This is a genomic window from Streptomyces sp. 5K101, from assembly GCF_046506645.1.
In the GTDB taxonomy this organism is placed as follows: domain Bacteria; phylum Actinomycetota; class Actinomycetes; order Streptomycetales; family Streptomycetaceae; genus Streptomyces.
On the sequence record NZ_JBKFFO010000001.1, the window covers coordinates 132,272 to 157,776 of the forward strand.

19 protein-coding genes are annotated in these 25,505 nt (G+C 71.4%); 5 read left to right on the plus strand and 14 right to left on the minus strand.

Annotated features, from left to right (window positions below; genetic code table 11):
* Positions 1-91: 91 nt before the first annotated feature.
* The 3 genes from ACLB9X_RS00635 to ACLB9X_RS00645 all read left to right on the plus strand — a co-directional run bounded on the left by ACLB9X_RS00635 (position 92) and on the right by ACLB9X_RS00645 (position 6,156).
* Positions 92-1,492, plus strand: a complete 1,401-nt coding sequence (locus ACLB9X_RS00635) for an MFS transporter (protein WP_410358177.1) — start codon at positions 92-94, stop codon at positions 1,490-1,492.
* 204 nt (positions 1,493-1,696) lie between these two features.
* Complete coding sequence (gene car, locus ACLB9X_RS00640) at positions 1,697-5,215, plus strand: carboxylic acid reductase (RefSeq protein ID WP_410358178.1); 3,519 nt, start codon at positions 1,697-1,699, stop codon at positions 5,213-5,215.
* Positions 5,216-5,250: 35 nt separating this feature from the next.
* Positions 5,251-6,156 carry an LLM class flavin-dependent oxidoreductase gene (locus tag ACLB9X_RS00645; protein WP_410358179.1) on the plus strand — a complete coding sequence of 302 codons (906 nt, stop codon included), beginning with the start codon at positions 5,251-5,253 and terminating at the stop codon, positions 6,154-6,156.
* 21 nt (positions 6,157-6,177) lie between these two features.
* On the opposite strand, the gene ACLB9X_RS00650 is transcribed toward ACLB9X_RS00645, so the two are convergent.
* The 13 genes from ACLB9X_RS00650 to uvrC all read right to left on the minus strand — a co-directional run bounded on the left by ACLB9X_RS00650 (position 6,178) and on the right by uvrC (position 22,445).
* Positions 6,178-7,695 (minus strand): PH domain-containing protein, encoded by a 1,518-nt coding sequence (locus tag ACLB9X_RS00650; protein ID WP_410358180.1) that lies wholly within the window; start codon positions 7,693-7,695, stop codon positions 6,178-6,180.
* On the minus strand, positions 7,692-8,192 hold the full coding sequence (locus tag ACLB9X_RS00655) for a PH domain-containing protein (RefSeq protein ID WP_410358181.1): 501 nt from the start codon (positions 8,190-8,192) through the stop codon (positions 7,692-7,694). Before ACLB9X_RS00655 ends, ACLB9X_RS00650 begins: the two co-directional genes overlap by 4 nt.
* A gap of 4 nt (positions 8,193-8,196) precedes the next feature.
* Complete coding sequence (gene pgi, locus ACLB9X_RS00660) at positions 8,197-9,849, minus strand: glucose-6-phosphate isomerase (protein WP_410358598.1); 1,653 nt, start codon at positions 9,847-9,849, stop codon at positions 8,197-8,199.
* Between the two features lie 177 nt (positions 9,850-10,026).
* A complete protein-coding gene (locus ACLB9X_RS00665; RefSeq protein WP_003957010.1) occupies positions 10,027-10,362 on the minus strand; it encodes an RNA polymerase-binding protein RbpA in 336 nt (111 codons plus the stop codon).
* Between the two features lie 135 nt (positions 10,363-10,497).
* Positions 10,498-10,728, minus strand: a complete 231-nt coding sequence (gene secG, locus ACLB9X_RS00670; RefSeq protein WP_177148920.1) for a preprotein translocase subunit SecG — start codon at positions 10,726-10,728, stop codon at positions 10,498-10,500.
* A 112-nt stretch (positions 10,729-10,840) separates the two neighbouring features.
* Complete coding sequence (gene tpiA, locus ACLB9X_RS00675; RefSeq protein ID WP_410358182.1) at positions 10,841-11,617, minus strand: triose-phosphate isomerase; 777 nt, start codon at positions 11,615-11,617, stop codon at positions 10,841-10,843.
* Between the two features lie 99 nt (positions 11,618-11,716).
* On the minus strand, positions 11,717-12,943 hold the full coding sequence (locus ACLB9X_RS00680; protein WP_410358183.1) for a phosphoglycerate kinase: 1,227 nt from the start codon (positions 12,941-12,943) through the stop codon (positions 11,717-11,719).
* Positions 12,944-13,070: 127 nt separating this feature from the next.
* A complete protein-coding gene (gap, locus tag ACLB9X_RS00685; protein ID WP_410358184.1) occupies positions 13,071-14,075 on the minus strand; it encodes a type I glyceraldehyde-3-phosphate dehydrogenase in 1,005 nt (334 codons plus the stop codon).
* Between the two features lie 315 nt (positions 14,076-14,390).
* On the minus strand, positions 14,391-17,339 hold the full coding sequence (locus tag ACLB9X_RS00690) for a M14 family zinc carboxypeptidase (RefSeq protein WP_410358185.1): 2,949 nt from the start codon (positions 17,337-17,339) through the stop codon (positions 14,391-14,393).
* A 171-nt stretch (positions 17,340-17,510) separates the two neighbouring features.
* Positions 17,511-18,500 carry a DNA-binding protein WhiA gene (whiA, locus tag ACLB9X_RS00695; protein WP_365991635.1) on the minus strand — a complete coding sequence of 330 codons (990 nt, stop codon included), beginning with the start codon at positions 18,498-18,500 and terminating at the stop codon, positions 17,511-17,513.
* The gene (yvcK, locus tag ACLB9X_RS00700; RefSeq protein ID WP_410358186.1) at positions 18,491-19,525 is read right to left on the minus strand and encodes a uridine diphosphate-N-acetylglucosamine-binding protein YvcK; all 1,035 of its coding nucleotides are present in this window, start codon (positions 19,523-19,525) and stop codon (positions 18,491-18,493) included. Before yvcK ends, whiA begins: the two co-directional genes overlap by 10 nt.
* Positions 19,522-20,463: an RNase adapter RapZ gene (gene rapZ, locus ACLB9X_RS00705; protein WP_410358187.1), complete on the minus strand. Its 942-nt coding sequence runs from the start codon at positions 20,461-20,463 to the stop codon at positions 19,522-19,524. The genes yvcK and rapZ overlap by 4 nt, the downstream gene beginning before the upstream one ends.
* Positions 20,460-22,445, minus strand: a complete 1,986-nt coding sequence (gene uvrC, locus ACLB9X_RS00710) for an excinuclease ABC subunit UvrC (RefSeq protein ID WP_410358188.1) — start codon at positions 22,443-22,445, stop codon at positions 20,460-20,462. The genes rapZ and uvrC overlap by 4 nt, the downstream gene beginning before the upstream one ends.
* Before the next feature lie 322 nt (positions 22,446-22,767).
* Here uvrC and ACLB9X_RS00715 point away from each other — a divergent pair, with 322 nt between their 5' ends.
* Entirely contained in the window at positions 22,768-23,700 is a 933-nt protein-coding gene (locus ACLB9X_RS00715) for a hypothetical protein (protein ID WP_410358189.1), read from the plus strand.
* 205 nt (positions 23,701-23,905) lie between these two features.
* Here ACLB9X_RS00715 and ACLB9X_RS00720 read toward each other — a convergent pair whose 3' ends face one another.
* A complete protein-coding gene (locus tag ACLB9X_RS00720; RefSeq protein ID WP_410358190.1) occupies positions 23,906-24,334 on the minus strand; it encodes a Rieske (2Fe-2S) protein in 429 nt (142 codons plus the stop codon).
* Positions 24,335-24,471: 137 nt separating this feature from the next.
* Between ACLB9X_RS00720 and ACLB9X_RS00725 the strand changes: the two genes are divergently transcribed.
* Positions 24,472-25,365 (plus strand): carbohydrate kinase family protein, encoded by an 894-nt coding sequence (locus ACLB9X_RS00725; RefSeq protein ID WP_410358191.1) that lies wholly within the window; start codon positions 24,472-24,474, stop codon positions 25,363-25,365.
* The last annotated feature ends 140 nt before the right edge of the window (positions 25,366-25,505 follow it).

A 25,505-nucleotide genomic window follows, 5' to 3' on the forward strand; every position in this document is an offset into this window, starting at 1 on the left:
AGTTCACGGTTGACGTCGGTTCGGGCGCGGTTAGGATTTCGCAGCATTGACCGGCACGATCTTTGACCGACTCATGTGAAATGGCAGGCCCATGGCCGACTCGACCAGTCTCGACAAGCGCACGGCGGACGTGGGTGACGCGGCTCTGCGGCCCGGACGCGTCCTTGCGGTGGCCTGCCTGGCGCACGGGATGATCGTCATCGACACCAGCATCGTCCACATCGCGGTCCCGGCGATGCGCGCCGGCCTCCACGCGACCCTGCCGACGATGCAGGCCGTCGTCACCGCGTACGTGGTCGTCATCGCCGGTCTGCTGCTGGCCGGAGCCGCGGCGGTCGCACGGTACGGCGCGGTGCCGATGTTCCGCCTCGGCGTCGTCGTGTTCGGGGTGACGTCCGCGTTGTGCGGCCTCGCTCCCGACGGTGCCGTGCTCGTCGCCATGCGGGCGTCGCAGGGGCTGGGCGCGGTGCTGATCATGCCCGCCACCCTGGTGATGCTCACCGACACCTACCGGGACCCGGACAAGCGCGCCAAGGCCGTCTCCATCTGGTCGATGGTCGCCGGAAGCCCGGTCGCGTTCGGTCCCACTCTCGGGGGCGCCCTGGTCGAGACGGTGGGCTGGCGGAGCATCTTCCTGATCAACGTGCCCGTCGTCGTGCTGGTCCTGTGGCTGTCGGCGCGTCACATGCCCCGGACCGAACGGGCCGCGCGCAAGGAGCCGCAGGACGTGCCGGGCCAGGTCCTTTCCGTCGTCTTCCTCGGCGGCCTCGCGCTGGCACTCGCCGAAGGCCAGGACCTGGGCTGGACCCGGCCCCTGCCGGTGGCCGCATCGGTGACGGCTGTGGTCGCTCTCGCCGCCTTCGTGATCCGGCAGCGCACTTACGCGTACCCCCTGATCCCGGGCGAGCTGTCGAGGGCCCCCGGCTTCCGCGCCTTCGTCACGGCCGGCCTGCTGCTCTTCGTCGGCTACAACGGACTGATGTTCACGCTCAGCGTGTTCCTCCAGCAGGTGCGCGGCTACAGCGCGGCCACCACCGGGCTGTTCTTCCTGTCCTCCGCGCTGCCGATCACGTTCATGCCGCTGGTCGCCGGACGCGTCGACGCCCGGTTCGGCGCCCGGACGGTGCTGGGCGCCGGGATCCTGCTGTCCCTGCTCGGCGGGGTGCTGCTGGCCGCCGTCGGCAGCCGGGCGCCGGTCGGTACCTGCCTCGCGCTCGCCTTCATCGGAATCGGCTTCGGCCTGTCGACCGTGCCGCAGATCACCCTGGTCATGGCGACCGCCCCGGCACACCTCTCGGCCATCGCCGGTGGACTGATGTCGGCGGGCCGGTCGACGGGATCCCTGATCGGCGTCGCCCTGCTCGGCGGTCTCCAGTCCGGGAACGGCATCGCCGCCCCGGCGTTCGCCCTCGTCGTCATCTACGCGCTCATGGCGCTGGCCGCCTTCCTCGGCGGCCGGAGGCTGCCCGCGTCAGCGCTCCGCGCGGAGTGACGTACGGAAAACCGCGAGCCGTCACGGAAACCGCGGGGCGTCCGTGGCCGGACGCGTTCACGGCGGAGCCGCATCTCGACACAGTCCCGCGCCCTGACCGGGCACGGTGACGCACCGTGCGTCGACAGAACCCTCAGGGCCCGCCCGGCGGGAAACCGCCCGCGCGGCGTCGGTTCATCGCATTCCTCACACACCGGAGCACTCATGTCCGAGCATCAGGCGGGTCACGACATCGCGACCAGGATCGCGGCACTGCACGCGAACGACCCCGAGTTCGCCCGGGCAGCGCCGTCGCCGGACGTCGCCGAGGCCGTCCGCCGCCGGGACAGGAGCCTCGTCGGCACCATCGCGGCCGTCATGCACGGATACGCGGACCGGCCGGCGCTCGCCCGCAGGGCCGACCGCATCGTCCGCGACCCCGACACCGGCCGCCACACCCGCGAACTCCTCCCCGCCTTCAGGACGCTGACCTACGGCGAGCTGTGGAAGCGCGTCGGCAGGCTCGCCGCCGCCTGGGCCGAGGGCCCGGCCGGCCTGCGCGCCGGCGACTTCGTCGCGACGCTGGGATTCACCGGGGTCGACTACGCCACGATCGACCTGGCCTGCATGTACCTGGGAGCGGTGTCGGTCCCGCTGCCCATCGGATCGTCCGCCCGACGACTGGCGCCGGTCGTCGCCGAGACGCGGCCGCGGATCCTCGCCGCCGACATCGGTTCGCTCGGCACCGCGGTCGACGCCGTCCTCGCGTCCGACCGCATCGAGCGCCTCGTCGTCTTCGACCACGACCCCCGCGTGGACGACCACCGGGAGGCCGTCGAGGCGGCCGTCGCCAAGCTGAGCGGGCGGGCCGCCGTGGTGCCGCTGCGGGACGAACTGGGCCGTGGCGGCGAACTGCCCGCCGTGGAGCCGTACGACGACGGTGATCCGGACCGACCGGCCGGCCTGATCTACACCTCCGGAAGCACCGGCACACCCAAGGGCGCGATCTACACCGCGTCCATGATCACGCGCATGTGGCAGAACGCCACCGGCGGTCTCAACACCGCGGGAGGCAGCGGCACTCCGGTGCTCGTCCTGCACTACATGCCCATGAGCCACGTCAACGGCCGCTCCTGGCTGGTCAGCGGGCTCGCCTCGGGCGGCATTGGCTTCTTCGCGGCCCGCAGCGACATGTCGACGCTGTTCGACGACATCCGCCTGTCGCGTCCCACGGTGCTGAGCCTTGTGCCCAGGATCTGTGACATGGTCCACCAGCGGCACCTGCTCACAACCGACCGCCTCTGCCGCTCCGGCATCGCCCGCCCGGAGGCCGAGGCGGCCGCGTCCGACCAGCTCCGCGACGGCATGCTCGGCGGCCGGATCCTCATCGCCCTGTGCGGCAGCGCGCCCTTGTCGGCGTCGATGCACACCTTCATGGGTTCGGTGCTCGGCACACAGATCATCGACTGCTACGGGTCGACGGAGACGACCCGGGCCATCGTCGTCGACCAGGTGGTACGCCGTCCGCCGGTGACCGACTACAAGCTGGTCGACGTTCCCGAGCTCGGATACTTCGCGACCGACAAGCCTCACCCCCGGGGCGAGTTGCGGGTGAAATCGGTCGGGCTGTTCCCCGGGTACTACAGGCAGCCCGACGCCGACGCACGCGCCTTCGACGAGGACGGCTACTACCGCACGGGGGACGTCTTCGCCGAGATCGCACCCGACCGCCTGGTCTACGTCGACCGGATCAACAACGTCGTGAAGCTCTCCCAGGGCGAGTTCGTCGCCGTCTCCGCGCTGGAGGCGCTGTATGCCACCAGCCCGTACATCGCGCAGATCTACGTCTACGGCAGCAGCGAGCAGGCGTTCCTGCTGGCGGTGGTCGTCCCCGACACCGAGCTCCTCGGACAGGCGGACGAGTCCGGGATACGGGCGACGGTCCTGGACTCGATGCGCGAACTCGCCCACGAGGCCGGACTGAACGCGTACGAGATCCCGCACGACGTCCTCGTCGAACGCCTGCCGTTCACGGTCGGCAACGGACTGCTGTCGGGGGTCGGCAAGCTCCTGCGCCCCGCCCTCAAGGAACGCTACGGCGCTCGACTGGAGCGGCTGTACGCGGACATCGCGGACGGCCGGGCCGGCCAGATCGCGGCACTGCGGGCCGCGGGCCGGGACGTCGCACCGCTGGAAGCGGTCCTCACCGCGGCTCGGATCACCCTCGGCTGCCCCTCGTCGCTGGTCCGGCCGGATGCCGCCTTCACGGACCTGGGCGGTGACTCCCTGTCGGCGCTCACCTTCTCGACCGTTCTCGAACAGATCGTCGACGTGGAGGTGCCCATCCAGGTCGTCCTCCAGCCGGCCTCAACGCTGCGCCGCATCGCGGACCACATCGGCTCGGCGCGCGGAACGCGGTCGGAGCGTCCCACGTTCGCCTCGGTGCACGGCCTCGACGCGGACGAGGTGAGGGCGGGCGACCTGGCCCTCGACCGCTTCGTCGACGAGCGGCTCCTCACCCGGGAACCGAGGACACCGGAGGACACCGCCCCGGTCCAGCATGTCCTGCTCACCGGGGCCACCGGGTACCTCGGCCGGTTCCTCGCCGTCGAATGGCTCCGTCGCGTCGCCGAGACGGGTGGGCGGCTGACCTGTCTCGCCCGGGCCGCCGACGACGCGGCCGCCCGGCAGCGCGTGGTCGCCTGCCTGCGCGCCGCGTCGGCGGACCGGACCGACTGGTTCGACGCTGTCGCGGCACAGCATCTCCAGGTCCTGGCCGCGGACGTGTCGGCGCCGAGGCTGGGCCTCGACGAGGCGAGCTGGGAGGCGCTGGCCGCCGGCACCGACCGGATCGTGCACGCCGCGGCCCTGGTCAACCACGTACTTCCGTACCGCCGGTTGTTCGCGCCGAACGTTGCCGCGACGGCGGAGCTGATCGCGCTGGCGCTCACCCACCGGACCAAGCGGTTCGCCTACGTGTCGACCGTGGCCGCCGCGATACAGCCCGACGGGTCGTTCCTCGACGAAACCGTCGACATCCGTACCGCGGCCGCGACACGGCAGCTGAACGACTCCGACGCGAACGGATACGCCACCAGCAAGTGGGCCGGCGAGGTCCTGCTGCGTGCGGCACACGAGAGGACGGGCCTGCCGGTCACCGTGTTCCGGCCCGACATGATCCTTCCCCACAGCAGCCTGCCGGGACAGCTGAACGAGACCGACCGGTTCACCCGGCTGCTCCTCAGCGTCATCGCAACGGGCGTGGCGCCGCGCTCCTTCTACCGGCTCGACGAGGACGGCAGTCGCCGACGGGCTCACTACCGCGGCCTGCCCGTCGACTTCACCGCCGCGGCGATCACCTCGCTCAGCGCCCACAGCGCGGACGGGTACGTCACGTACAACACGGTCAACGCGAACGACGACGGCGTCTCGCTGGACGACATCGTGGACTGGCTGGCCACCACGGGTCACCCGGTCACCCGGTTCGACGACTACGGGCAGTGGCACATGCGCGCGGAGGCGGCTCTGCGCGGCCTTCCGGACCGTCAACGCAGGTCGTCCCTGCTGCCGTTGATGCAGGCGTACGCCCGGCCGGCCGAACCGAGGGCGGCCTGTGCGGTACCGGCCGCACAGTTCACCGCGGCGGTGCACCGTCTCGGTGTGGGCGAGGGCCGCGTGCCGTCGCTCTCGTCGGAGTACATCGGCAAGTGCGTCGCCGACCTGAGTGTGCTCGACCTTCTGTAGTCGGGCCCGAGAAAGCAATGAGTCTGGAGTCAGTTGTGCGTATCAGCGTCTGTATCCTGCCCGACCGTCCGTTCCGCGAGGCGGCCCCGACATGGTGGCGGGCCGAGGAGTTGGGCTTCCACGCCGCCTACAGCTACGACCACATCACCTGGGCGGGACTGCCGGACAGCGCCTGGTACGGCGCGATGCCCACGCTGGCGGCGGCCGCCGGCGTCACCGCGCGGATCAGGCTCGGCACGCTGGTGTCGTCGCCGAACTACCGGCACCCGGTGCCGCTCGCGCACGACGTCGTCACGCTGGACGCGATCAGCGAGGGCCGGTTCGTCCTCGGTTTCGGCGCGGGCTCGCCCGACGCCGACGCCGTCGTGCTCGGCCAGGGCACGCCCGGCAAGGGCTGGTCGCTGCAGGAACGCGGCGGCCGGTTCCGCGAGTCCGTGGAGCTGCTGGACCGGCTGCTGACCGGGGAGCCCGACGGCCGGAGGCGGACCACGTTCCACGGCCGCTACTACGAGGCGATCGACGCCCGGCTCGAACCGGGCTGCGTGCAGCGGCCCAGGGTGCCGTTCGTGCTGGCGGCCAACGGTCCGTCGGGGATGCGGACCGCCGCGCGGTACGGCGCGTCGTGGGTCGTCATCGACGACGGGGGCGTACCCAGGCAGGAGCGGACCGAGGCCTGGACCTACTCCGTCCTCGCACGTCGGATGGAGCAGCTGGACGCGGCGTGCGAGAAGGAGGGCCGGGACCCGAAGTCCCTGGGCCGGACGTTGCTGACCGGGTTCTCGCTGCTGCCGACGATGGAGTCGGCACAGGGCTTCGAGGACGTCGCGGGGCGGTGCGCGGAGCTGGGCTTCACCGAGATCGTGGTCCACTACCCCCGCGAGTCGGGCTTCTACTCCACACCCCGGCACGTCATCGAGGAGATCGCGCCCGCGAACCGCTGAGCCCCCGGACGGCCGCGCGCCTCAGTCCGGACCAGTCCGGAGGAACGGCTTCAGCAGGCCCGGCACCGCCTCCGCCGCGAACGACAGGCCCTCCCTCTCACCCGCGTCCCGCACGTCGTACGCCCCCGCGCCCGCCGCCGTCGTCGCCGTCAGCGTGATCAGGCCCGCGCGGCGCTGGAAGACGGACTGCCGGACCGTCCAGCCGATGACCCCGGACCGCTGCAGCGCCACTGTGCTGCGCCGTACCGTGCCCGATCGGGTCAGCAGGTACGCTCCCGCGACGCCGTGGCCCAGACTCCGGTACGCGTCGAGCGCGAGCAGCAGCGACACCGGGACCGCCACCGCCGTCCAGCCCACCGCGATCCACACCAGCACCGGCGTGAGCCACCAGCCGAGCAGCACCAGGACGAGCGCCGGGAGCAGCACCCCCGTCAGCGCCCAGCGCAGCCGCCTGCCGCGGGCGGCACGGGGATGCGGTGTCAGCGGCGCGGCGGTCGGGGCGCCGGGCTCGCGCAGCACGCGCGCCGCCACGTCGTCGGCGAGCGCCCGCGGCACCGCCGGCAACAGGGTCCGGCGGTCGGCGTGTTCGTCCTCGCCGTCCTTGACGAGCCCGGTGGCCACCGCGTCCAGGCGGGCCGCGCCGACCAGCCGTACGCCCAGCGGCTCGACGAGGTCGACCCCGCGCAGCCGCCGTTCCTCGATCGACGTCGAGCGGGCGGTGAACAGGCCGCGCCGCACGCGCAAAGTCCCGCCCGGTTCGCGCTCCAGGCGGTAGTTCCACCACATCTCGGTCCAGAGCCCGAGCGCGCCCACGACACCCGTGACGATCGCCGCGCCGGCGAGCACGACGACCATCCAGATCAGCGGGGTGTCCCGGAAGCGTCCCCATATCCAGTCGATGACCTCGGCCCGGGCGCCGAACCACTCGCTGACCTGCAGCACGGCACCGGCCGCCGCGCCGCCGAGCAACGGGGCGACGAAGGAGACCGGCGCGTACCGGATCCAGGCGGGGTCGAGGGCGGCGATGACGCCGTCGGCCGAGGGGTCCGCCCCCGCTGGGGCGGTTCGGGCCAGCAGCTCCGTGCGCAGCCGTTCGGCCTCCGCCCGGGAGACGGCGTGCAGCTCCAGCGTGGACTCGCCGCCGCCGGTCTTCTCGCCCGTGCCGATCCGTACCCGGACGAGACCGAGGACGCGCAGCAGGACATTGGCGGTGAGGTCGACGCTGCGGATGCGCTCGCGGGCCAGGGAGCGCCGCTTCACCAGCAGCAGGCCGGTGTGGAGCTCGGCGCGTTCGGGTCCGATGCGGTAGCGGGTCCGGCGCCAGCGGACGTAGTCGGCGCCGGTGGCGGCGGCGACGAGCAGGGCCGCGCCGGCGACCACCCAGCCGAGGGCCTGCCACAGCGGTATGCCGCCTGCCAGGCCGAACAGGGCGGGCACTCCGGCTCCGCCGGCGACACCCGCCATCACCAGGGCGGTGACGAGGACCGTACGCCCGTCCAGTCGGCGCCACTCGCCGTCCGGCCCGCCGGGCTCGCTCATGTCGCGTCCCCGGGCGTCGCCTGGGTGATCCGGGTCAGCCGCTCGGCGAGGCCCGCGGCGAGCTCGTGGTCGAGCCCCTCGATCCTGATCGCCCCCTTGGAGGAGGCGGTCGTGACGGTCACCGTGGCGAGCCGGAACGCCTGCTCCAGCGGTCCACGGACCGTGTCCACGGTCTGGATGCGGGACATCGGGGCGATCCGCCACTCCTGCCACAGGGCGCCGGTGCGCACGTACACCGCCTCGTCCGTCACCTCCCAGCGATGCACCCGGTACCACCAGGCGGGGAGGAACGCGGTGGCGGTGAGGCCGATGACGGCGACGGCGGCGGCCGGGCCCCACAGCCAGGCCCGTGCGGACGCGACGAGCGCGCCCAGCACGGCCAGGACGGCTACGGGGACGACTGTCGTCAGCAGGCACTGCGTACGCCACCAGCCGACGGCACGTTCGTTCAGCCGGTTCTGCGGCGGCCGCAGCCGCACCGCGTTCTCCCCCCGCATCGGTTCAGCGTCCGCGCAGGGCGCGGTACGTGGCGGCCAGCGTGGCGGTCGAGCTGTCGAGCTGCTCGCCGCCCCTGCCCTCCGTCAGGACGGGCTCGATCCTCTTGGCGAGGACCTTGCCGAGCTCGACGCCCCACTGGTCGAAGGAGTCGATGTTCCAGATCGCGCCCTGGACGAAGACCTTGTGCTCGTACAGCGCGATGAGCTGGCCCAGCACGGACGGGGTCAGCTCGTCCGCGAGGATCGTGGTGGTGGGGTGGTTGCCGCGGAAGGTCTTGTGCGGCACCAGCTCCTCCGCGACGCCCTCCGCCCGTACCTCGTCGGGCGTCTTGCCGAAGGCCAGGGCCTGCGTCTGCGCGAAGAAGTTGGCCATGAGCAGGTCGTGCTGCGCGACCAGACCGGGCAACAGGTCGCCGACGGGCTCGGCGAAGCCGATGAAGTCCGCCGGGATGACCTTGGTGCCTTGGTGGATCAACTGGTAGTAGGCGTGCTGCCCGTTGGTGCCGGGCGTGCCCCAGACGACGGGGCCGGTCTGCCAGTCGACGGGGTTGCCGTCGCGGTCGACGGACTTGCCGTTGGACTCCATGTCCAGCTGCTGCAGGTACGCGGTGAACTTGGACAGGTAGTGCGAGTACGGCAGGACCGCGTGCGACTGGGCGTCGAAGAACGCCCCGTACCAGACCCCCAGCAGGCCGAGCAGCAGCGGTGCGTTGGCCTCGGCGGGGGCGGTGCGGAAGTGCTCGTCGACGAGGCGGAAGCCGTCCAGCATCTCCCGGAAGCGGTCCGGCCCGATGGCGATCATGAGCGAGAGGCCGATGGCGGAGTCGTACGAGTAGCGGCCGCCGACCCAGTCCCAGAACTCGAACATGTTCGCCGTGTCGATGCCGAAGTCGGCGACCTTCTCCGCGTTCGTCGACAGGGCGACGAAGTGCTTGGCGACGGCCTCCTGGCCGGCTCCGAGCTCGGTAAGCAGCCAGTTGCGCGCGGAGGTGGCGTTGGTGATGGTCTCGATCGTGGTGAAGGTCTTGGACGCGATGACGAACAGCGTCTCGGCCGGGTCGAGGTCGCGGACGGCCTCGTGCAGGTCGGCGCCGTCGACGTTGGAGACGAAACGGAACGTCAGATCACGCGCGGTGTAGGAGCGGAGCACTTCGTACGCCATCGCGGGACCGAGGTCGGAGCCCCCGATGCCGATGTTGACCACGTTCCTGATGCGCTTGCCGGTGTGGCCGGTCCACTCGCCGGAGCGGACGCGGTCGGAGAAGGCGGCCATCTTGTCGAGCACGGCGTGCACGGCGGGGACGACGTTCTCCCCGTCGACCTCGATGACGGCGTCGCGCGGGGCGCGCAGCGCGGTGTGCAGGACCGCGCGGTCCTCGGTGGTGTTGATCTTCTCGCCGCGGAACATGGCGTCGCGCAGCTCGAACACTCCGGTGGCCGCGGCCAGCTCGCGCAGCAGTGCCAGCGTCTCGTCGGTCACGAGGTGCTTGGAGTAGTCGAGGTACAGATCACCGACCCGGAGGGTGTACCCGCTGCCGCGCTCGGCGTCGGCGGCGAACAGCTCCCGCAGGTGGGTGTCGCCCAGCTGCTCGCGGTGCTTGCCGAGAGCGACCCATGGCGACATCTGGTTGAGCCTCGTAGGACGTTCTGCGTTCATCTCGGACATCAGCCCACTTCTTCTCGTACCTGCCTGCATGCCCCGCTGCGTCTCCAACCTAATTGATCAGGCGGGCGGATGACGTGTCAGCGGGCCGCGGGACGGTGAGAAGCGGCCGGCCGGTCCAAGGACGACGAAGTCCGGCCGGCACCCCTCGGTGCCGGCCGGACTCAACGTCTAGATCTCGCCCCGCAGTTTGGCGAGCGCCTCCGCGAGGATCGCCTCTCCGTCCGCGTCGCTGCGCCGCTCACGCACATACGCGAGGTGCGTCTTGTACGGCTCGGTGCGCGGCGGGTCCGGCGGGTTGTCCCGGTCCTGTCCTGCCGGGAACCCGCACCGCGGGCAGTCCCAGGTGTCGGGGACCTGTGCGTCACTGGCGAAGCTCGGCTGCGTCTCGTGCCCGTTGGAGCACCAGAAGGAGATGCGGAGGCGCGGTGCGGACTCGCCCCGCTCTGCCTCGCCCATCGGCCCCGCTCCGACCCGGCTTCCCCGGATCGCGTTGCCACTTGCCACGGTCGTAACTCCCTGCGTGATGGTGCTGCACAGCGTCTCACAGCGGCTGCGCCGCGAGTGCCCCAGTCTACGTAAGGCCCAACGGTCGTCCAGTGGTTGGAGTTACACCCCGGGACGGGACGGGAAGAGGGTCGGTCAGCTGTCCAGCTTCACGAGCAGACCAAGTACGACAATGCACGCGAACCACAGCAGACCGACCACGACGGTGATGCGGTCGAGGTTGCGCTCGGCGACCGACGAGCCGCCGACGGACGACTGCATGCCGCCACCGAACATGTCGGAGAGGCCGCCGCCCTTCCCCTTGTGCATCAGCACCAGCAGCATCAGCAGCAGGCTGAAGACGATCAGGGCGATCGAGAACCCCATAACCACGGCTGGACCAACTTCCTCGGACTGATCAGGACGGTAATGAACGCGGGGACCGGGCTCCATGAGCTCGGTCCCCGCAAGGGTACGCCGGATCGGCGCTACCGCATACTCACTGGTCGCGGAAGCGGACGATCTTGACGAACTCGTCCGCGTCCAGCGCAGCGCCGCCCACCAGGGCGCCGTCGACGTCGGGCTGGGCCATGATCGCGGCGACGTTCCCGGCCTTCACGGAGCCGCCGTACTGGATGCGGACCTTGTCGGCCAGCTCCTGGCTGTAGAGCTCCGCGAGACGGCCGCGGATGGCCCCGCAGACCTCCTGGGCGTCCTCGGGCGTGGCGACCTCGCCGGTGCCGATGGCCCACACCGGCTCGTACGCGATCACGACGGACTCGGCCTGCTCGGCCGGGATGTCCTTCAGGCCGCCGTCGACCTGGTTCAGGGTGTACTCGACCTGCTGGCCGGCCTTGCGGATGTCCAGGCCCTCGCCGACGCAGAGGATCGGAGTCAGGCCGTGCTTGTACGCGGCCTTCACCTTGGCGTTGCAGACCTCGTCGGTCTCGGCGTGGTACTGGCGGCGCTCGGAGTGGCCCACGGCGACGTAGGCGCACTTCAGCTTGGCCAGCATCGGGCCCGAGATCTCACCCGTGTAGGCGCCGGAGTCGTGCGCGGAGATGTCCTGCGCGCCGTACTTGATCTTGAGCTTGTCGCCGTCGACCAGGGTCTGCACGGACCTCAGGTCGGTGAAGGGCGCGAGAACCGCGACCTCGACGGCGTCGTAGTCCTTGTCATTGAGCGCGAAGGCAAGCTTCTGGACGTGGGCGATGGCCTCGAGGTGGTTGAGGTTCATCTTCCAGTTGCCCGCCATCAGCGGGGTGCGGGTGCTCATGCCCCTCCTTCGTTCGCTTCTCCGCCCGCGCGGCGCAGAAGTGCGTGTTTCGTGGTTGTCCGCGGCCCGGCGGCCGCGCCTGCGGCGCTCACGGAGGTCTCAGTCCTCCAGTGCGGCGAGGCCGGGAAGCGTCTTGCCCTCGAGGTACTCGAGGCTCGCGCCGCCGCCGGTCGAAATGTGTCCGAATGCGTTCTCGTCGAAGCCGAGCGTGCGCACGGCGGCTGCCGAGTCGCCGCCGCCGACGACGGTGAAGGCGCCCTTCCCCGAGGACGCGGCGTCCACGAGGGCCTGGGCGATCGCCTGCGTGCCGCCCGCGTAGTCGGGGTGCTCGAAGACGCCCAGCGGGCCGTTCCAGAAGACGGTCTCGGCGTCGGCGATCTTGGTGGCGTACAGCTCGCGGGTCTTCGGGCCGATGTCGAGGCCCTCCCGGTCGGAGGGGATCTTGTCGGCGTCGATCACGGCGAAGTCGGCCGGGGCCTTGGTCTTCAGGTCGGGGAACTCGGCGGAGGCCAGCACGTCGACCGGCAGCACGAGCTCGACGCCGTTCTTCTCGGCGCGCGCCATGTACTCGGTGACGGTCGGGATCTGGTCCTCCTGGAGGAGGGAGATGCCGACCTCGTAGCCCTTGGCCTTGAGGAAGGTGTAGGCCATGCCGCCGCCGATGAGCAGGCGGTCGGCCTTGCCGAGCAGCTCGTCGATGACGGCGAGCTTGTCGGAGACCTTGGCGCCGCCGAGGACGACCACGTACGGCCGCTTCACCTCTTCGGTGAGCTTCTTCAGGACGCCGACCTCGGTGGCGATGAGGTAGCCGGCGGCGTGCGGCAGCCGGGCCGGAAGGTCGTAGACGGAGGCATGCTTGCGGTGCACGGCGCCGAAGCCGTCACCGACGTAGACGTCCGCGAGGGCGGCGAGGCGGTCCGCGAAGGCGCCGCGCTCGGCGTCGTCCTTGGCGGTCTCGCCGGCGTTGAAGCGGAGGTTCTCGAGGACCGCGACCTGGCCGTCGGCCAGGCCCGCCACGACCGCCTGGGCGGACTCGCCGACCGTGTCGGTCGCGAAGGCGACGTCCGCCCCGAGCAGTTCCCCGAGCCGTGCCGCGGCGGGCGCGAGCGAGAAGGCGGGGTCCGGGGCGCCCTTGGGGCGGCCGAGGTGGGAGGCGACGACGACACGCGCGCCGGCCTCGGCGAGCTTGGCGACGGTCGGCACAACGGCTCGAATGCGGCCGTCGTCGGTGATGGTGGTGCCGTCGAGCGGGACGTTGAGGTCGGCGCGGACGAATACCCGCTTGCCCGCGACCCCGTCGGCCAGCAGCTGGTCGATGGTCTTCATGTTCTTCTGCGACTCCTCGAAGGGCTCTGCACGCGCGACAGGGCTCGAACGGCGCTGCATCGCGCTGCCCGAGCCCTGCCACTCACATCTTGGTGCTCTCGTTGCAGTTCGGATCAGAGAGTACTGATCAGAGCTGGTTGCCGACGAAGACCGTCAGGTCGACGAGGCGGTTGGAGTAGCCCCACTCGTTGTCGTACCAGCCGACGACCTTGACCTGCTTGCCCTGGACCATGGTCAGGGAGGAGTCGAAGGTGCAGGAGGCCGGCCAGTTCACGATGTCCGAGGAGACGATCGGGTCCTCGGTGTACTCCAGGATGCCCTGCAGCTGACCCTCGGCGGCCTTCTGGAAGGCGGTGTTGATCTCGTCCTTGGTGACCTCGCGGTCCAGCTCCAGGACGAGGTCGGTGACGGAGCCGGTGGGGACCGGGACGCGCATGGCGATGCCGTCCAGCTTGCCCTTGAGCTGCGGGAGGACCAGGGCGGTGGCCTTCGCGGCACCGGTCGAGGTCGGGATGATGTTCTCCGCGGCGGCGCGGGCGCGGCGCAGGTCCTTGTGCGGGAAGTCCAGGATGCGCTGGTCGTTCGTGTACGCGTGGACGGTGGTCATCATGCCCTTGACGATGCCGAAGCTCTCGTCCAGGACCTTGGCCATCGGCGCCACGCAGTTGGTGGTGCAGGAGGCGTTGGAGATGACGTGGTGGTTGGCCGCGTCGTACTTGTCCTGGTTGACACCCATCACGATGGTGATGTCCTCGCCGCTGGCGGGGGCGGAGATCAGGACCTTCTTGGCGCCACCGGCGATGTGCTTCTCGGCGTCGGCCTTCTTGGTGAAGATGCCGGTCGACTCGACGACGATGTCGACGCCAAGTTCGCCCCACGGGATGTCGGCGGGGTTGCGCTCGGAGAGCACCTTGATGGTGTGGCCGTCGACAGTGATCGTGTCGGCGGTGTGGGACACGTCGGCCTTGAGGCGGCCGAGGATGGTGTCGTACTTCAGCAGGTGGGCCGTGGTCGCGGTGTCACCCAGGTCGTTGACAGCCACGATCTCGATGTCTGCACCCTGCTCCAGCAGCGCGCGGAAGTAGTTACGACCGATGCGGCCGAAGCCGTTGATGCCTACGCGGATCGTCACGAAACCGATCTCCTCGTTGGTACGCCGGGTTTCGACGCCGGCGAGCTTTATTTGGGATGTCCCCGACCGCCTACGACCCTACCTCTCCGGAGTCCCGCTGGTGACATCGAGAGCGGTCGGTTTGCGGCATGGTGGCCCGTACCCGCCGGTACGGGTACGGACCGGCATCACATGGGCGGACGGCCGCACATTTGTCGCCCTTTTGTCGTCGTGTTCGGGAGGAATGTCCGGCCCCGACGGGCCGGCCACTCCCCTGCTTCCGCGCGGGCGCCGGGCGGACGATCCGCCCGGCGCCCGGCTCGTTCCTGCCGCCGGTCAGCGCCGCAGCGCGGCGAGCGCCCTGCCGATGACCCGGGCCCGGTCGACCGCGGACGGAACGTGCTCCAGACCGAAACCGATCAGCACGCTGTCACGCGTGGTGACCGCCGCGGCGGACGGATGCAGGTCCTGGCTGCGCACCCAGTTCGCGCGCAGGGCGGGGCTGCCCGCCGGCGGCCCCGCGACGGTCCAGGGGCCGAGCGAGGTCTCGAAGCCCTCCGCGTCCTGCTCGCCGCCCGCCGTCACCAGCCGGGTGTCGTCGACGAACACGCCCCGGCCGCCGTCGCTGGGGTCGGTGATGTACGAGACGGCGACCTCGATCCGCTTGCCCGCGTAGGCGCTGAGGTCGAAGGAGGCGGCCCGCCAGCCGTCGGATGCCCCGGTGAAGGAGTTCCAGGCGCCGGTGGTGCCACGCGGCGTGCACCCGCCGGAACCCACGGTGAGGTAGTGCCGCAGGAAGGGGTGCATGGCGACGTAGAAGCCGCCGTCGCACTGGGTGGGCACGGTGGTGGAGGTGGCGCCGTTCGCGTCGGGCAGCGTCGTCCAGTCGTCCTGGCCCACGGTGTGGATCTCCAGCACGGCGTTGTCGTACCCGGGCTCGGTGTTGTGGCTCAGGCGCAGGTTCAGCGCGGGCGCGTCGGCCGCGCTCGTGCCGCTCAGGTCGAGCGTGCGCGTGAGCCGCATCCAGGAGGCGTTGTGGTGGCTCGCCGCCGCGTACCAGTCGCCCTCGTACGGCGAGAAGGGCATCGTGACGCCGGGGTAGTCGCCCGCCGCCGCACTGCGGAACTGCGGGAACTCGTCGGGCGGCAGGGTGTCCGAGGTGATCGTGTACGCACCGGCCGCGTCCAGCGGGTTGCCTGGCGCCGCGGCGAGCGCCCCCGAGGCCCCGCCGAGGCGGCCCGCCCCGAGGAAGCTGCCGGCTCCGGCGAGCGAGGCACGGCCCGAGGCGCCGAGGTAGTACTGGGAGAAGTCGTCGCTCAGGGCGCCGCCGAGGTTTGCGGTGCCGCCGGCCCGCTCGCCGGTGGTGACGAGCTTGCCGCCCTCGTTGAGGTAGGCCCGCACGGCCTGCGTGGTGGCCCAGGAGGGCGCCGCGGCCCCGGTGTACCAGACGACCGTGTCGAAGTGGCCGAGCACCGCGAGCGGGTGCGGGGCGCCCTGCGTGGCGACGTCCCAGACCGCGCTGCGCCGCTTGTTGTCGGCGAGCGCCCTGGTGTAGGCAGCCGTGTGCTGTGCCGGTGCGCTGCCGCCCTCCTCGGCGACCACGAGCGTCGAGGCGCGCGGCCGTTCGGCGACCTTGTAGGTGAAGTGCTCGCTGGAGGTGGCCTTGCCGTCCCTCGTACGGCCGGTGAACCAGACCTCGACGGTGTCGCCGACGTCGCCGTCGCGGACGCGGGCGCGGTACTCGTCGAAGTGGATGTTGTCGTCGCCGCCGAAGGTCTCGCCGCCCCTCCAGGGCCGCAGCGCCCGGTCGTGCGTACGGCCGCCGTTGACGCGGTACATGAGCTTCTTGTCCCGCAGCGACTTGCGGGCGACGACCGACACCTCCTGATCCCCGCCGCGGGCGTAGGAGGTGGTGAAGGTGTCGGGGGTGAAGTCCGCCGCTTCGAGCCCGATCGAGGAGGACGGCCGGTCGGGGTGGGCGGCGGTCTCGGCGACGGAGAGCGCGAACGGGATGTTCTTCGCGAACTCCTGCTGGATCAGCTTCTCGTCGTCGGGGAAGGTGAAGACGGAGGCGCAGTCGGCAGCGTTCCAGGGGTCGTTCGGGTCGATGCGGGACGCGGTCGCGCAGGTCGACATCTCCGGGGTGTACATCATCATCCCGTTGACGTTGGCCGCGTGACCGTCGGCCTCGCCGTTGGTGGTGTACAGCTCGGAGGAGACCTGCGGGCGGTAGCCGGGGACGGCCGGGTTCTCGGGGGTGCCGGCGAGCGACCTGTAGAGCACGTCGTCGGGCGTGGGTGTGGCGACCTGCCAGCCGACGCCGTAGAGGATCAGCTCGGCGGCGGAGTGGTAGTTGATGCCGTACTCGAAGCCGATGCGCTTCTGGAAGGCGTCGATGGCCCGGGTCTCGGGCTCGGACGCCGGGCCGGTGCCACGGTAGGTCTCGTCGAACGGGTCGGGGGACGAACCCTCGTTGTCGTAGCCCCACTTGTAGGTGAAGTTCCGGTTGAGGTCGACGCCGTCGCCGGGCGCGATCTTTCCGTCGCCGTTGTTGTCGCGCAGGTTCTTGCGCCACTGGCGCTCGGCGGTGCCGGTGAAGGTGTAGTCGTAGCCGTCGGGGTTGGCCGAGAGCACGAACCACAGCTCGGTGAAGTCCACGATCTTCGTGATCCGCGGGTCCTTGCCGTAGTTCGTGAGGTAGTGGTGCATCAGCCGCCGGGTCATCTCCGGCGTGATCCATTCCCGGGCGTGCTGGTTCGACATGTAGAGCGTGGCCGGCTTGGCGCCGTCCCGGTGCTTCGCGGCGCCCTTGGAGATCTTGAGGGCGAGGATGTCCTGGCCCTTGACGGTCTTTCCGATGCTGACGGCCTTGGTGAGGCCGGGATGGGCGGCGGCGGTCGCCAGGATCTCGCTCTTGAGGCCGCCCTCGCCGCCGTACGGACGGTAGACGCCGTCGCCCGCCTTGGCGACACGTCGCTCGGCCTTGGCGGAGACGGTGTGCTCGGTGATGCCGACGCCCTGCGCGCGCAGTTCGTCCGCCTGCCGCTCGGTGAGGTAGAGCTCGATGGTGGCGGAGCCCTTCTCCGGCACCTGCTCAGTGAGTTCGTGCCCGTCGGCGCCCGCCGCGAGGATCAGCGGCACCTGCGCCCGGGTGACCTTCGCGTGCCACACGGACAGTTCGTCACCGTCCCCTCCCCCTGGTTCGGCCTGCGCGATCGGCGCCGCCGACAGTCCCGCGACGAGCAGTGAAGCCGCAGCGAGGATCGATCTCGCTCTGCGTCTCATGCGCCCCCCTTGTTGTTGTCTGCCCGATGAGTGAACATGCGCCAGGCTCATGACTCTCCATGATCATGTCAATAGGGCATCGGGGTGCCCTGGTCGGCTCCGAAAAACGCCGCTGCCGACGCCCGAACGGGCGTCGGCAGCAAAGCTTTTGAGCTGCATGCCGGGGAGGGCTCAGCCGACCAGCCCGTCGGCCATCTCCTCGGTCAGATTGGACTCCGTCCCCGGAATGCCCAGGTCCTGAGCCCGCTTGTCGGCCATCGCCAGCAGCCGCCGGATACGGCCGGCGACCGCGTCCTTCGTCAGCGGCGGGTCGGCGAGGGCGCCCAGCTCCTCCAGGGACGCCTGCTTGTGCTCCATGCGCAGACGGCCCGCGGCGGCGAGGTGCTCGGGCACCTCCTCGCCGAGGATCTCCAGGGCGCGCTGCACCCGGGCCCCTGCCGCGACGGCGGCGCGGGCCGAGCGGCGCAGGTTGGCGTCGTCGAAGTTCGCCAGGCGGTTGGCGGTGGCCCGTACCTCGCGGCGCATCCGCCGCTCCTCCCAGGCCAGCACCGACTCGTGCGCCCCGAGACGGGTCAACAGCGCGCCGATCGCGTCACCGTCCCGGACGACCACCCGGTCCACGCCCCGCACCTCGCGCGCCTTGGCGGCGATCGAGAGCCGCCGGGCGGCGCCGACCAGTGCCAGGGCGGCCTCCGGGCCGGGGCACGTGACCTCCAGCGAGGAGGACCGGCCGGGCTCCGTCAGGGAACCGTGCGCGAGGAAGGCACCCCGCCAGGCGGCCTCGGCGTCGCACGTGGCGCCGGAGACGACCTGGGGCGGCAGGCCGCGGATCGGGCGGCCCCGGCCGTCGACCAGTCCGGTCTGGCGCGCGAGCTGGTCGCCGCCCGCCACCACACGTACGACGAAGCGGGAGCCGCGGCGCAGCCCGCCGGGGGCCATCACCATCAGCTCCGAGCTGTGGCCGAAGATCTCCAGGATGTCGCGCTTGAGACGGCGCGCCGCGATCCCGGTGTCGAGCTCCGCCTCGATCACGATGCGGCCGCTGACCAGATGCAGACCGCCCGCGAACCGCAGGATCGACGAGACCTCCGCCTTTCTGCAGCAGGTCCGCGTGACGGGAAGCCGGGAGATCTCGTCCTTCACCGCTGCCGTCATCGCCATGGGCCGATCCTTCCATGCATCCGAAAAATACGGTCGTACGCGGCGGCCAACAGCTCCGGATCGTGCTTCGGAGCGCCGGCGGGAGAAGCCACCGGCGCCAGCTCGACCGCGGCGCCGAGCCGCCTGGCGGCGGCGTCGAGGGAGTCGCGGTCGGGCACGGCGGCCTCGTCGGCCAGCACCACGTCCAGGGCGAGTTTAGGCGCGTGTCGTCCCAAAACCTCCAAATGACGCTGCGGGGAGAAGCCTTCTGTTTCGCCCGGCTGCGGCGCGAGATTGAGGGACAGGACCCGGCGCGCCTTGGTCTCGACCAGGGCGTCGAGCAGCTCGGGCACCAGCAGATGCGGTATGACCGAGGAGAACCAGGAGCCGGGCCCGAGAACCACCCAGTCGGCGTCCAGGACGGCCTCGACGGCCTCCGGGACGGCGGGCGGGTCGTTCGGCACGAGGTGCACTGACTGCACCTCGCCCGGGGTGAGCGCGACGGTCGCCTGGCCCCGGACCGTGGACACCTCGTCCGGGCGCGCCGGGTCGTGGCCGCGCACAAGCGCCTGGAGCTCCAGCGGGACGGCCGACATGGGCAGCACCCGGCCGTGGGCGCCGAGCAGCTTGCCCACGAGATCGAGGGCCTGCACATGGTCGCCGAACTGCTCCCACAGCGCCACGATCAGCAGATTGCCGACCGCGTGCTCGTGCAGGTCGCCCTTGGACTCGAAGCGGTGCTGGATGACGCGGGCCCAGGTCTGGCCCCAGTCGTCGTCGCCGCACAGGGCGGCGAGCGCCTTGCGGAGGTCGCCCGGCGGCAGCACGCCGAGCTCTTCACGGAGCCGGCCGCTGGAGCCGCCGTCGTCGGCGACGGTGACGACCGCGGTCAGGTCGCCGGTAATGCGGCGCAGCGCCGCGAGCGACGCGGACAGGCCCATGCCGCCGCCGAGGGCGACGACCTTGGGCTGCGCGCCGCGCTTCCGTGTCGACAGGCTGCGCGTGGACCTGCGCACCCGCCGCAGAGGGAGAGTGCGTCCGGTCACTCGCGCCCCATGTCCCGGTGCACGACCACGGTCTCGACTCCGGCGGAGGACAGCCGGGCCGCCAGCTTCTCGGAGGTGGCGACCGAGCGGTGCTTGCCGCCCGTGCAGCCCACCGCGATGGTCACGTACCGCTTGCCCTCGCGGCGGTAGCCGGCGGCGATCAGCTGGAGCAGCTCGGTGTAGCGGTCCAGGAACTCCTTGGCACCGGGCTGGTTGAAGACGTAGTTCGACACCTCTTGGTTGAGGCCGGTGAAGGGGCGCAGCTCGGGCACCCAGTGCGGGTTGGGCAGGAAGCGCATGTCGACGACGAGGTCGGCGTCGACGGGCAGCCCGTACTTGAACCCGAACGACATCACCGTCGCCCGTAGCTCCGGCTCCTCCTCGCCCGCGAACTGGGCGTCCATCTTGGCGCGGAGCTCGTGCACATTGAGGCTGGAGGTGTCGATCACCAGGTCGGCGTCGCCGCGCAGCTCGCGCAGCAGGTCGCGCTCGGCCGCGATGCCGTCGACGATCCGGCCGTCGCCCTGGAGCGGGTGCGGGCGGCGCACCGACTCGAAGCGGCGCACGAGGGCGTCGTCGGAGGACTCCAGGAAGACCGTCCGGCGCGTGACCTGCTTGGCGTCGAGGTCGGCGAGGGACTCGCGGAGATTGTCGAAGAAACGCCGGCCGCGCACGTCCACCACGACGGCGATGCGGGCGACGTTGCCCTGCGAGCGGGCGCCGAGCTCCACCATGGTGGGGATCAGCGCGGGCGGCAGGTTGTCCACGACGAACCAGCCCAGGTCCTCCAGGCACTTCGCCGCAGTGCTGCGACCTGCTCCGGACATGCCGGAGATGATCACCAGCTCCGGGATGGCCACATCCGCCGCGGCGTCGGCGGGCTCGGCCGTATTGCCCGTACTCACGTCTGCTGCTCCGTCTCCGTCGTGCTCGGTCATGTCGTACTGCCCCCGTCGTTCTCTTCCATGATCTCTCCTGTCGCCGTGTTCACGGCGGGTGCGGCAGGAGCCGCCTGCGCAAGGGCCACGACGACCGACTCGGCCGTCTTGCGGCCCATGCCGGGGACCTCGCAGATCTGCTCGATTGTCGCCTGCCGCAGGCGCTTCACCGAGCCGAAATGCTTGATCAGAGCCTGTTTCCGGGTGTCCCCGAGGCCGGGCACGGCATCCAGTGGGCTGGTCCTGATCCGCTTTGTCCGCTTGGACCGCTGATAGCGGATGGCGAAATCGTGAGCCGTGTCACGGACGCGCTGGAGGAGGTACAGGCCCTCGCTGGACCGGGGCAGCACGACCGGGTCGTCGTCGTGCGGCAGCCAGACCTCTTCGAGGCGCTTGGCGAGGCCACAGACGGCCACGTCGTCGATGCCGAGCTCGTCCAGGGCCCGCTGGGCCGCCGCGACCTGCGGCTTTCCGCCGTCGACGACGACGAGCTGGGGCGGGTAGGCGAACTTCCTGGGGCGGCCGTCGTCCTCGGGTGCCTGGCTCCCGGCGTCGTCGGCGCCGATCCACTCCCCCGTCCTGTCCTTCTCGGCGAGATACCGCTTGAACCGGCGGGTGATCACCTCGTGCATGGACCGGACGTCGTCCTGGCCCTCGAACCCTTTGATCTGGAAGCGGCGGTACTCGCTCTTGCGCGCGAGGCCGTCCTCGAAGACCACCATCGACGCCACCACGTCCTCGCCCTGGAGGTGCGAGATGTCGAAGCACTCGATGCGCAGGGGCGCCGAGTCGAGACCGAGGGCCTCCGCGATCTCCTCCAGGGCCCGCGAGCGGGTGGTCAGATCACTGGCGCGCCTGGTCTTGTGGAGGCCGAGGGCCTGCAGGGCGTTGCGCTGCACGGTCTCCATGAGCGCCTTCTTGTCGCCGCGCTGCGGGACGCGCAGCGACACCTGCGACCCGCGGCGGCCGCTCAACCACTGGGTGACGGCGCTGTCGTCGTCGGGGAGCGCGGGGACGAGGACCTCCTTGGGCACCGCGTCGCCGCTCTCCTCGCCGTACAGCTGCTGCAGGGCGTGCTCGACCAGGCCGGCGGTGTCGACGTTCTCCACCTTGTCGGTGACCCAGCCGCGCTGGCCGCGCACCCGGCCGCCGCGGACGTGGAAGATCTGCACGGCCGCTTCGAGCTCGTCCTCGGCGAGGGCGATCAGGTCGGCGTCGGTCGCGTCGGCGAGCACGACGGCGTTCTTCTCCAGGGCGCGCTTGAGGGCCTCTATGTCGTCGCGCAGCCGGGCCGCCCTCTCGTACTCCATCTCCTCGGCGGCCGCCATCATCTGCTTCTCCAGACGGCGGATGTACGTGCCGGTGCGACCGGCCATGAAGTCGCAGAACTCCTCGGCCAGTTCGCGGTGCTCCTCGGGGGTGACCCGGCCGACGCAGGGCGCCGAGCACTTGCCGATGTAGCCGAGCAGGCAGGGCCGGCCCTTCTGCACGTGGTTCCTGAACACCCCCGCCGAGCAGGTGCGCACGGGGAAGACACGGAGCATCAGGTCGACGGTCTCGCGGATCGCCCACGCGTGCGCGTACGGACCGAAGTAGCGCACGCCTTTCCGCTTGGCGCCGCGCATGACCTGGACCCTCGGGAACTCCTCGTTCAGCGTGACCGCGAGATACGGATAGCTCTTGTCGTCGCGGTACTTGACGTTGAACCGGGGGTCGAACTCCTTGATCCAGGAGTATTCCAGCTGGAGCGCCTCGACCTCCGTGGAGACCACCGTCCACTCGACGGAGGCAGCGGTGGTGACCATGGTGCGGGTGCGCGGGTGCAGATTGGCCAGATCCTGGAAGTAGCTGGCGAGGCGCTGGCGCAGGCTTTTGGCCTTCCCGACGTAGATCACCCGGCGGTGCTCGTCGCGGAACCTGTAGACCCCCGGCGAGTCGGGGATCTGTCCCGGCTTGGGGCGGTAGCTGGAGGGGTCTGCCATGCCGACCACCCTACTGGCGGGCGGTGACAGTGTGGTCATCTGCGGGCAGGGACATGACCACTCCGGGCCGGGAGGCCGCGGGTCTGGATGCGGGTGGCCGAGTGCGGGTGGCCCCAGGGCCCGATCCCGGCCACGAGCCCTGTATCGATCCTTGTCGCGGGAAGATCAACACGCTTCAATGCGATGTGACGCGGCGCCGTGATCGGTACGGCCCGGATGTGAAGACCTCCGTCCTTCCCCGCCCGGAAGGCCGCCGCACACCCCAGCGGCAGCCACCGCTCCGTGATCATTCACCGAACGCCATGAGCCCCCGGAGGAGTCCATGGGCCACACCGAGGCAGACCTGGCACAGGTGCTGACCACCGGCCCGTTCCACCTGGCCCTGCGCGCCGCCCTCGCGACGCGCGGGCTGCCCCTCCAGCGCGTCCAGCACCACCTTGCCCACCGGGGGATCAAGGTCGGGGTGACCAGCCTCAGTTACTGGCAGCAAGGGGCGCGCCGCCCCCAGCGCCCCGAGTCGCTGCGGGCCGTCCGCGCGCTGGAGGACGTGCTGGAGCTGCCCGCGCAGTCGCTGGTCAGGCTGCTCGGCCCGGGGACGGACGGCGCCCACGCGGACGCGGACCGTCCCGGGGCGCGTTCCTACCGCTCGCTCGCGGAGGCCGCCCGCACGGCGGAACGGCTGTTCGCCGGTCTCACGCCGCCCGGCGACGGCGGACTGCACACGGTCGGCCACCAGGACCGGGTGCGTATCGGCGCCGACCGGCGTCTCGCGGGACGCGACTCCCACCACGTCGTACGCGCCCAGCGGGACGGCATCGACCGCTGTCTGGCCGTCCACCACGGCGATCCCGGCTGCGACCCGGCACGCGTGCGGGTGAGCGCGCTGGAGAACTGCCGTACGGGCCGGGTCCGGTGGGACACCGACGCCCGTGTGGTGGTCGCCGAGATCCTCTTCGACACCCGGCTGCGAGCCGGCGAGACGTATGTCTTCGGCTACGGCTTCGAGGACGGCACCGGGGGACCGAGCAGCGAGTACGTGCGCGGCTTCGGCTTCGCGGGCGGGCAGTACGTGCTCCAGGTCCGGTTCGACGAGGGCGCGCTGCCGACGCACTGCCACCGGTTCGCCCACGCGACGACGGGTGCGCCGCGGGGAGCGCGGACGGATCTCCCGCTCAGCGGGCCCCATCACACGGTGCACGTGGTGGAGCAGGGCGTGCGGCCGGGGATTGTCGGGATCGACTGGGCCTGGGACTGACGTCGCCACCGTCCGGCTTCGCGGCGTGGGCGGGTCAGGCGTCGGGGCGGGGTACGGGCGGGGCATCGTATACGGGTCAGGCGTCGGGGCCGGGTACCGGGCGGGGCGTCGCGTACGGGTCAGGCGTCGGGGCCAGGTACCGGGCGGGGCGTCGCGTACGGGTCAGGCGTCGGGGCCAGGTACCGGGCGGGGCGTCGCGTACGGGTCAGGCGTCGGGGCCGGCGACGAGCCTGCCGCCCTCCGTCCTGATCGGGACCTCCGGCAGCGGCACGGTGGCCGGCCCCACGAGCGCCTTGCCGGTCGTCACGTCGAAGCGGCTGCCGTGGCAGGGGCAGTTGCCCTCGATGCCCTCCAGCTTGTCGAGTACGCACCCGGCATGCGTGCACTGGGCGCTGAACGCCTTGTACTGCCCCTTCGCCGGGCAGTGCACGACCAGTCGCTGCTCGCGGTAGAGCTTGGCCCCGCCGACCGGCACGGCGTCGGCGGCGCCGAGGTCGACGGGTGCGGTGGGCGTCGGGTTCTGCGCGTGGCCGACCTTGGACTCGGTGGAGCAGGCGGCCACGCCCAGCCCGGCGGCCCCGGCGAGGGCTGCGCCCTTCAGGACGGTACGGCGGGCGGGCGGCTGGCCGGGCATGGGAACTCCACTGTTCAGAGCGTCGGGTGCGTACGAGGGCGCGTGTCGGTGACAGAAACGACGATACCGGCGGAGATCGGCGGCCCTGGGGGCGGGCTCCCTGGTCCGCGCGCGGGGCATGGGCTACGTTCTGGCCCGTGATCGTCGTCGCCGGTGAGTCCCTGATCGACCTGGTCCCGCAAGGGGCCGCCGCTCCCCTGCCCGCGCTGCTGCCCCGCCTCGGCGGCGGCCCGTACAACACGGCGGTGGCGCTCGGCCGGCTGGGCTCCCCGGTGGCCTTCTGCTCGCGGGTGTCGACGGACGCCTTCGGCGAAGCACTGCTGGGCGGGCTGCGCGCGGCAGGTGTCGACGTCTCCCTCGTCCAGCGCGGCCCGGAGCCGACGACGCTGGCGGTGGCCGCGATCGGCTCGGACGGTTCGGCCGGGTACGGCTTCTACGCACAGGGCAGCGCGGACCGTCTCTTCGAGCTGCCCGGCCCGTTGCCCGACGCCGTGCAGGCGCTGGCGCTGGGCACGTGCTCGCTGGTGCTGGAGCCGGGGGCGACCGCGTACGAGGCGCTGCTGCGGCGGGAGGCGGGGCGGGGGGTCTTCACGCTGCTCGACCCCAACATCCGGGCCGGTCTGATCCCCGATGCGGACGCCTACCGGGCCCGGTTCGCCGGGTGGCTGCCGTTCGTCTCGCTTATGAAGCTCTCCGCGGACGACGCCGAATGGCTGGGCGGCGTGCCCGAGGGCCCGGAAGCGGTGGTGCTGACCCGGGGCGGCTCGGGGCTGACGGTGCGGACCCGGGCCGGTGTCGAGGTCTCGGTCCCGGCCGCGGCCGTGAAGGTCGCGGACACCATCGGAGCGGGCGACACCGTGAACGCGGCGCTGCTGCACGGTCTCGTGGCCCAGGACGCGCTGTCTCCCGCCGCGCTGTCCTCGCTGGATGCGGCCGCCTGGACCCAGGTCCTGACGTTCGCGGCCCGCGCGGCGGCGGTGACATGCTCACGTACGGGAGCAGAGCCCCCGTACGCCTCGGAGCTGGCCTGACGGCTGGGCGTCTTCCGCCGGCGGCGACGCGGCGCGGCGCTCGGAGCGGAGCCCCTGCACGCCGGAGCCGGCACAGGCCCTGGCAACTTCAGCCCCGCCGGCGATTGAGGCGCGGGGTTCGGGGCGGAGCCCCGTTGGGA

What these genes read in the sequence shown, in the direction of transcription:
- uvrC (WP_410358188.1), bottom strand. Translation starts at nt 22,445, where the DNA reads ATGGCAGACCCCTCCAGCTACCGCCCCAAGCCGGGACAGATCCCCGAC.
- pgi (WP_410358598.1), bottom strand. Translation starts at nt 9,849, where the DNA reads ATGAACGCAGAACGTCCTACGAGGCTCAACCAGATGTCGCCATGGGTC.
- rapZ (WP_410358187.1), bottom strand. Translation starts at nt 20,463, where the DNA reads ATGACCGAGCACGACGGAGACGGAGCAGCAGACGTGAGTACGGGCAAT.
- car (WP_410358178.1), top strand. Translation starts at nt 1,697, where the DNA reads ATGTCCGAGCATCAGGCGGGTCACGACATCGCGACCAGGATCGCGGCA.
- ACLB9X_RS00635 (WP_410358177.1), top strand. Translation starts at nt 92, where the DNA reads ATGGCCGACTCGACCAGTCTCGACAAGCGCACGGCGGACGTGGGTGAC.
- ACLB9X_RS00650 (WP_410358180.1), bottom strand. Translation starts at nt 7,695, where the DNA reads ATGAGCGAGCCCGGCGGGCCGGACGGCGAGTGGCGCCGACTGGACGGG.
- ACLB9X_RS00655 (WP_410358181.1), bottom strand. Translation starts at nt 8,192, where the DNA reads ATGCGGGGGGAGAACGCGGTGCGGCTGCGGCCGCCGCAGAACCGGCTG.
- tpiA (WP_410358182.1), bottom strand. Translation starts at nt 11,617, where the DNA reads ATGAGCACCCGCACCCCGCTGATGGCGGGCAACTGGAAGATGAACCTC.
- whiA (WP_365991635.1), bottom strand. Translation starts at nt 18,500, where the DNA reads ATGGCGATGACGGCAGCGGTGAAGGACGAGATCTCCCGGCTTCCCGTC.
- ACLB9X_RS00715 (WP_410358189.1), top strand. Translation starts at nt 22,768, where the DNA reads ATGGGCCACACCGAGGCAGACCTGGCACAGGTGCTGACCACCGGCCCG.
- ACLB9X_RS00720 (WP_410358190.1), bottom strand. Translation starts at nt 24,334, where the DNA reads ATGCCCGGCCAGCCGCCCGCCCGCCGTACCGTCCTGAAGGGCGCAGCC.
- ACLB9X_RS00690 (WP_410358185.1), bottom strand. Translation starts at nt 17,339, where the DNA reads ATGAGACGCAGAGCGAGATCGATCCTCGCTGCGGCTTCACTGCTCGTC.
- ACLB9X_RS00680 (WP_410358183.1), bottom strand. Translation starts at nt 12,943, where the DNA reads ATGAAGACCATCGACCAGCTGCTGGCCGACGGGGTCGCGGGCAAGCGG.
- secG (WP_177148920.1), bottom strand. Translation starts at nt 10,728, where the DNA reads ATGGGGTTCTCGATCGCCCTGATCGTCTTCAGCCTGCTGCTGATGCTG.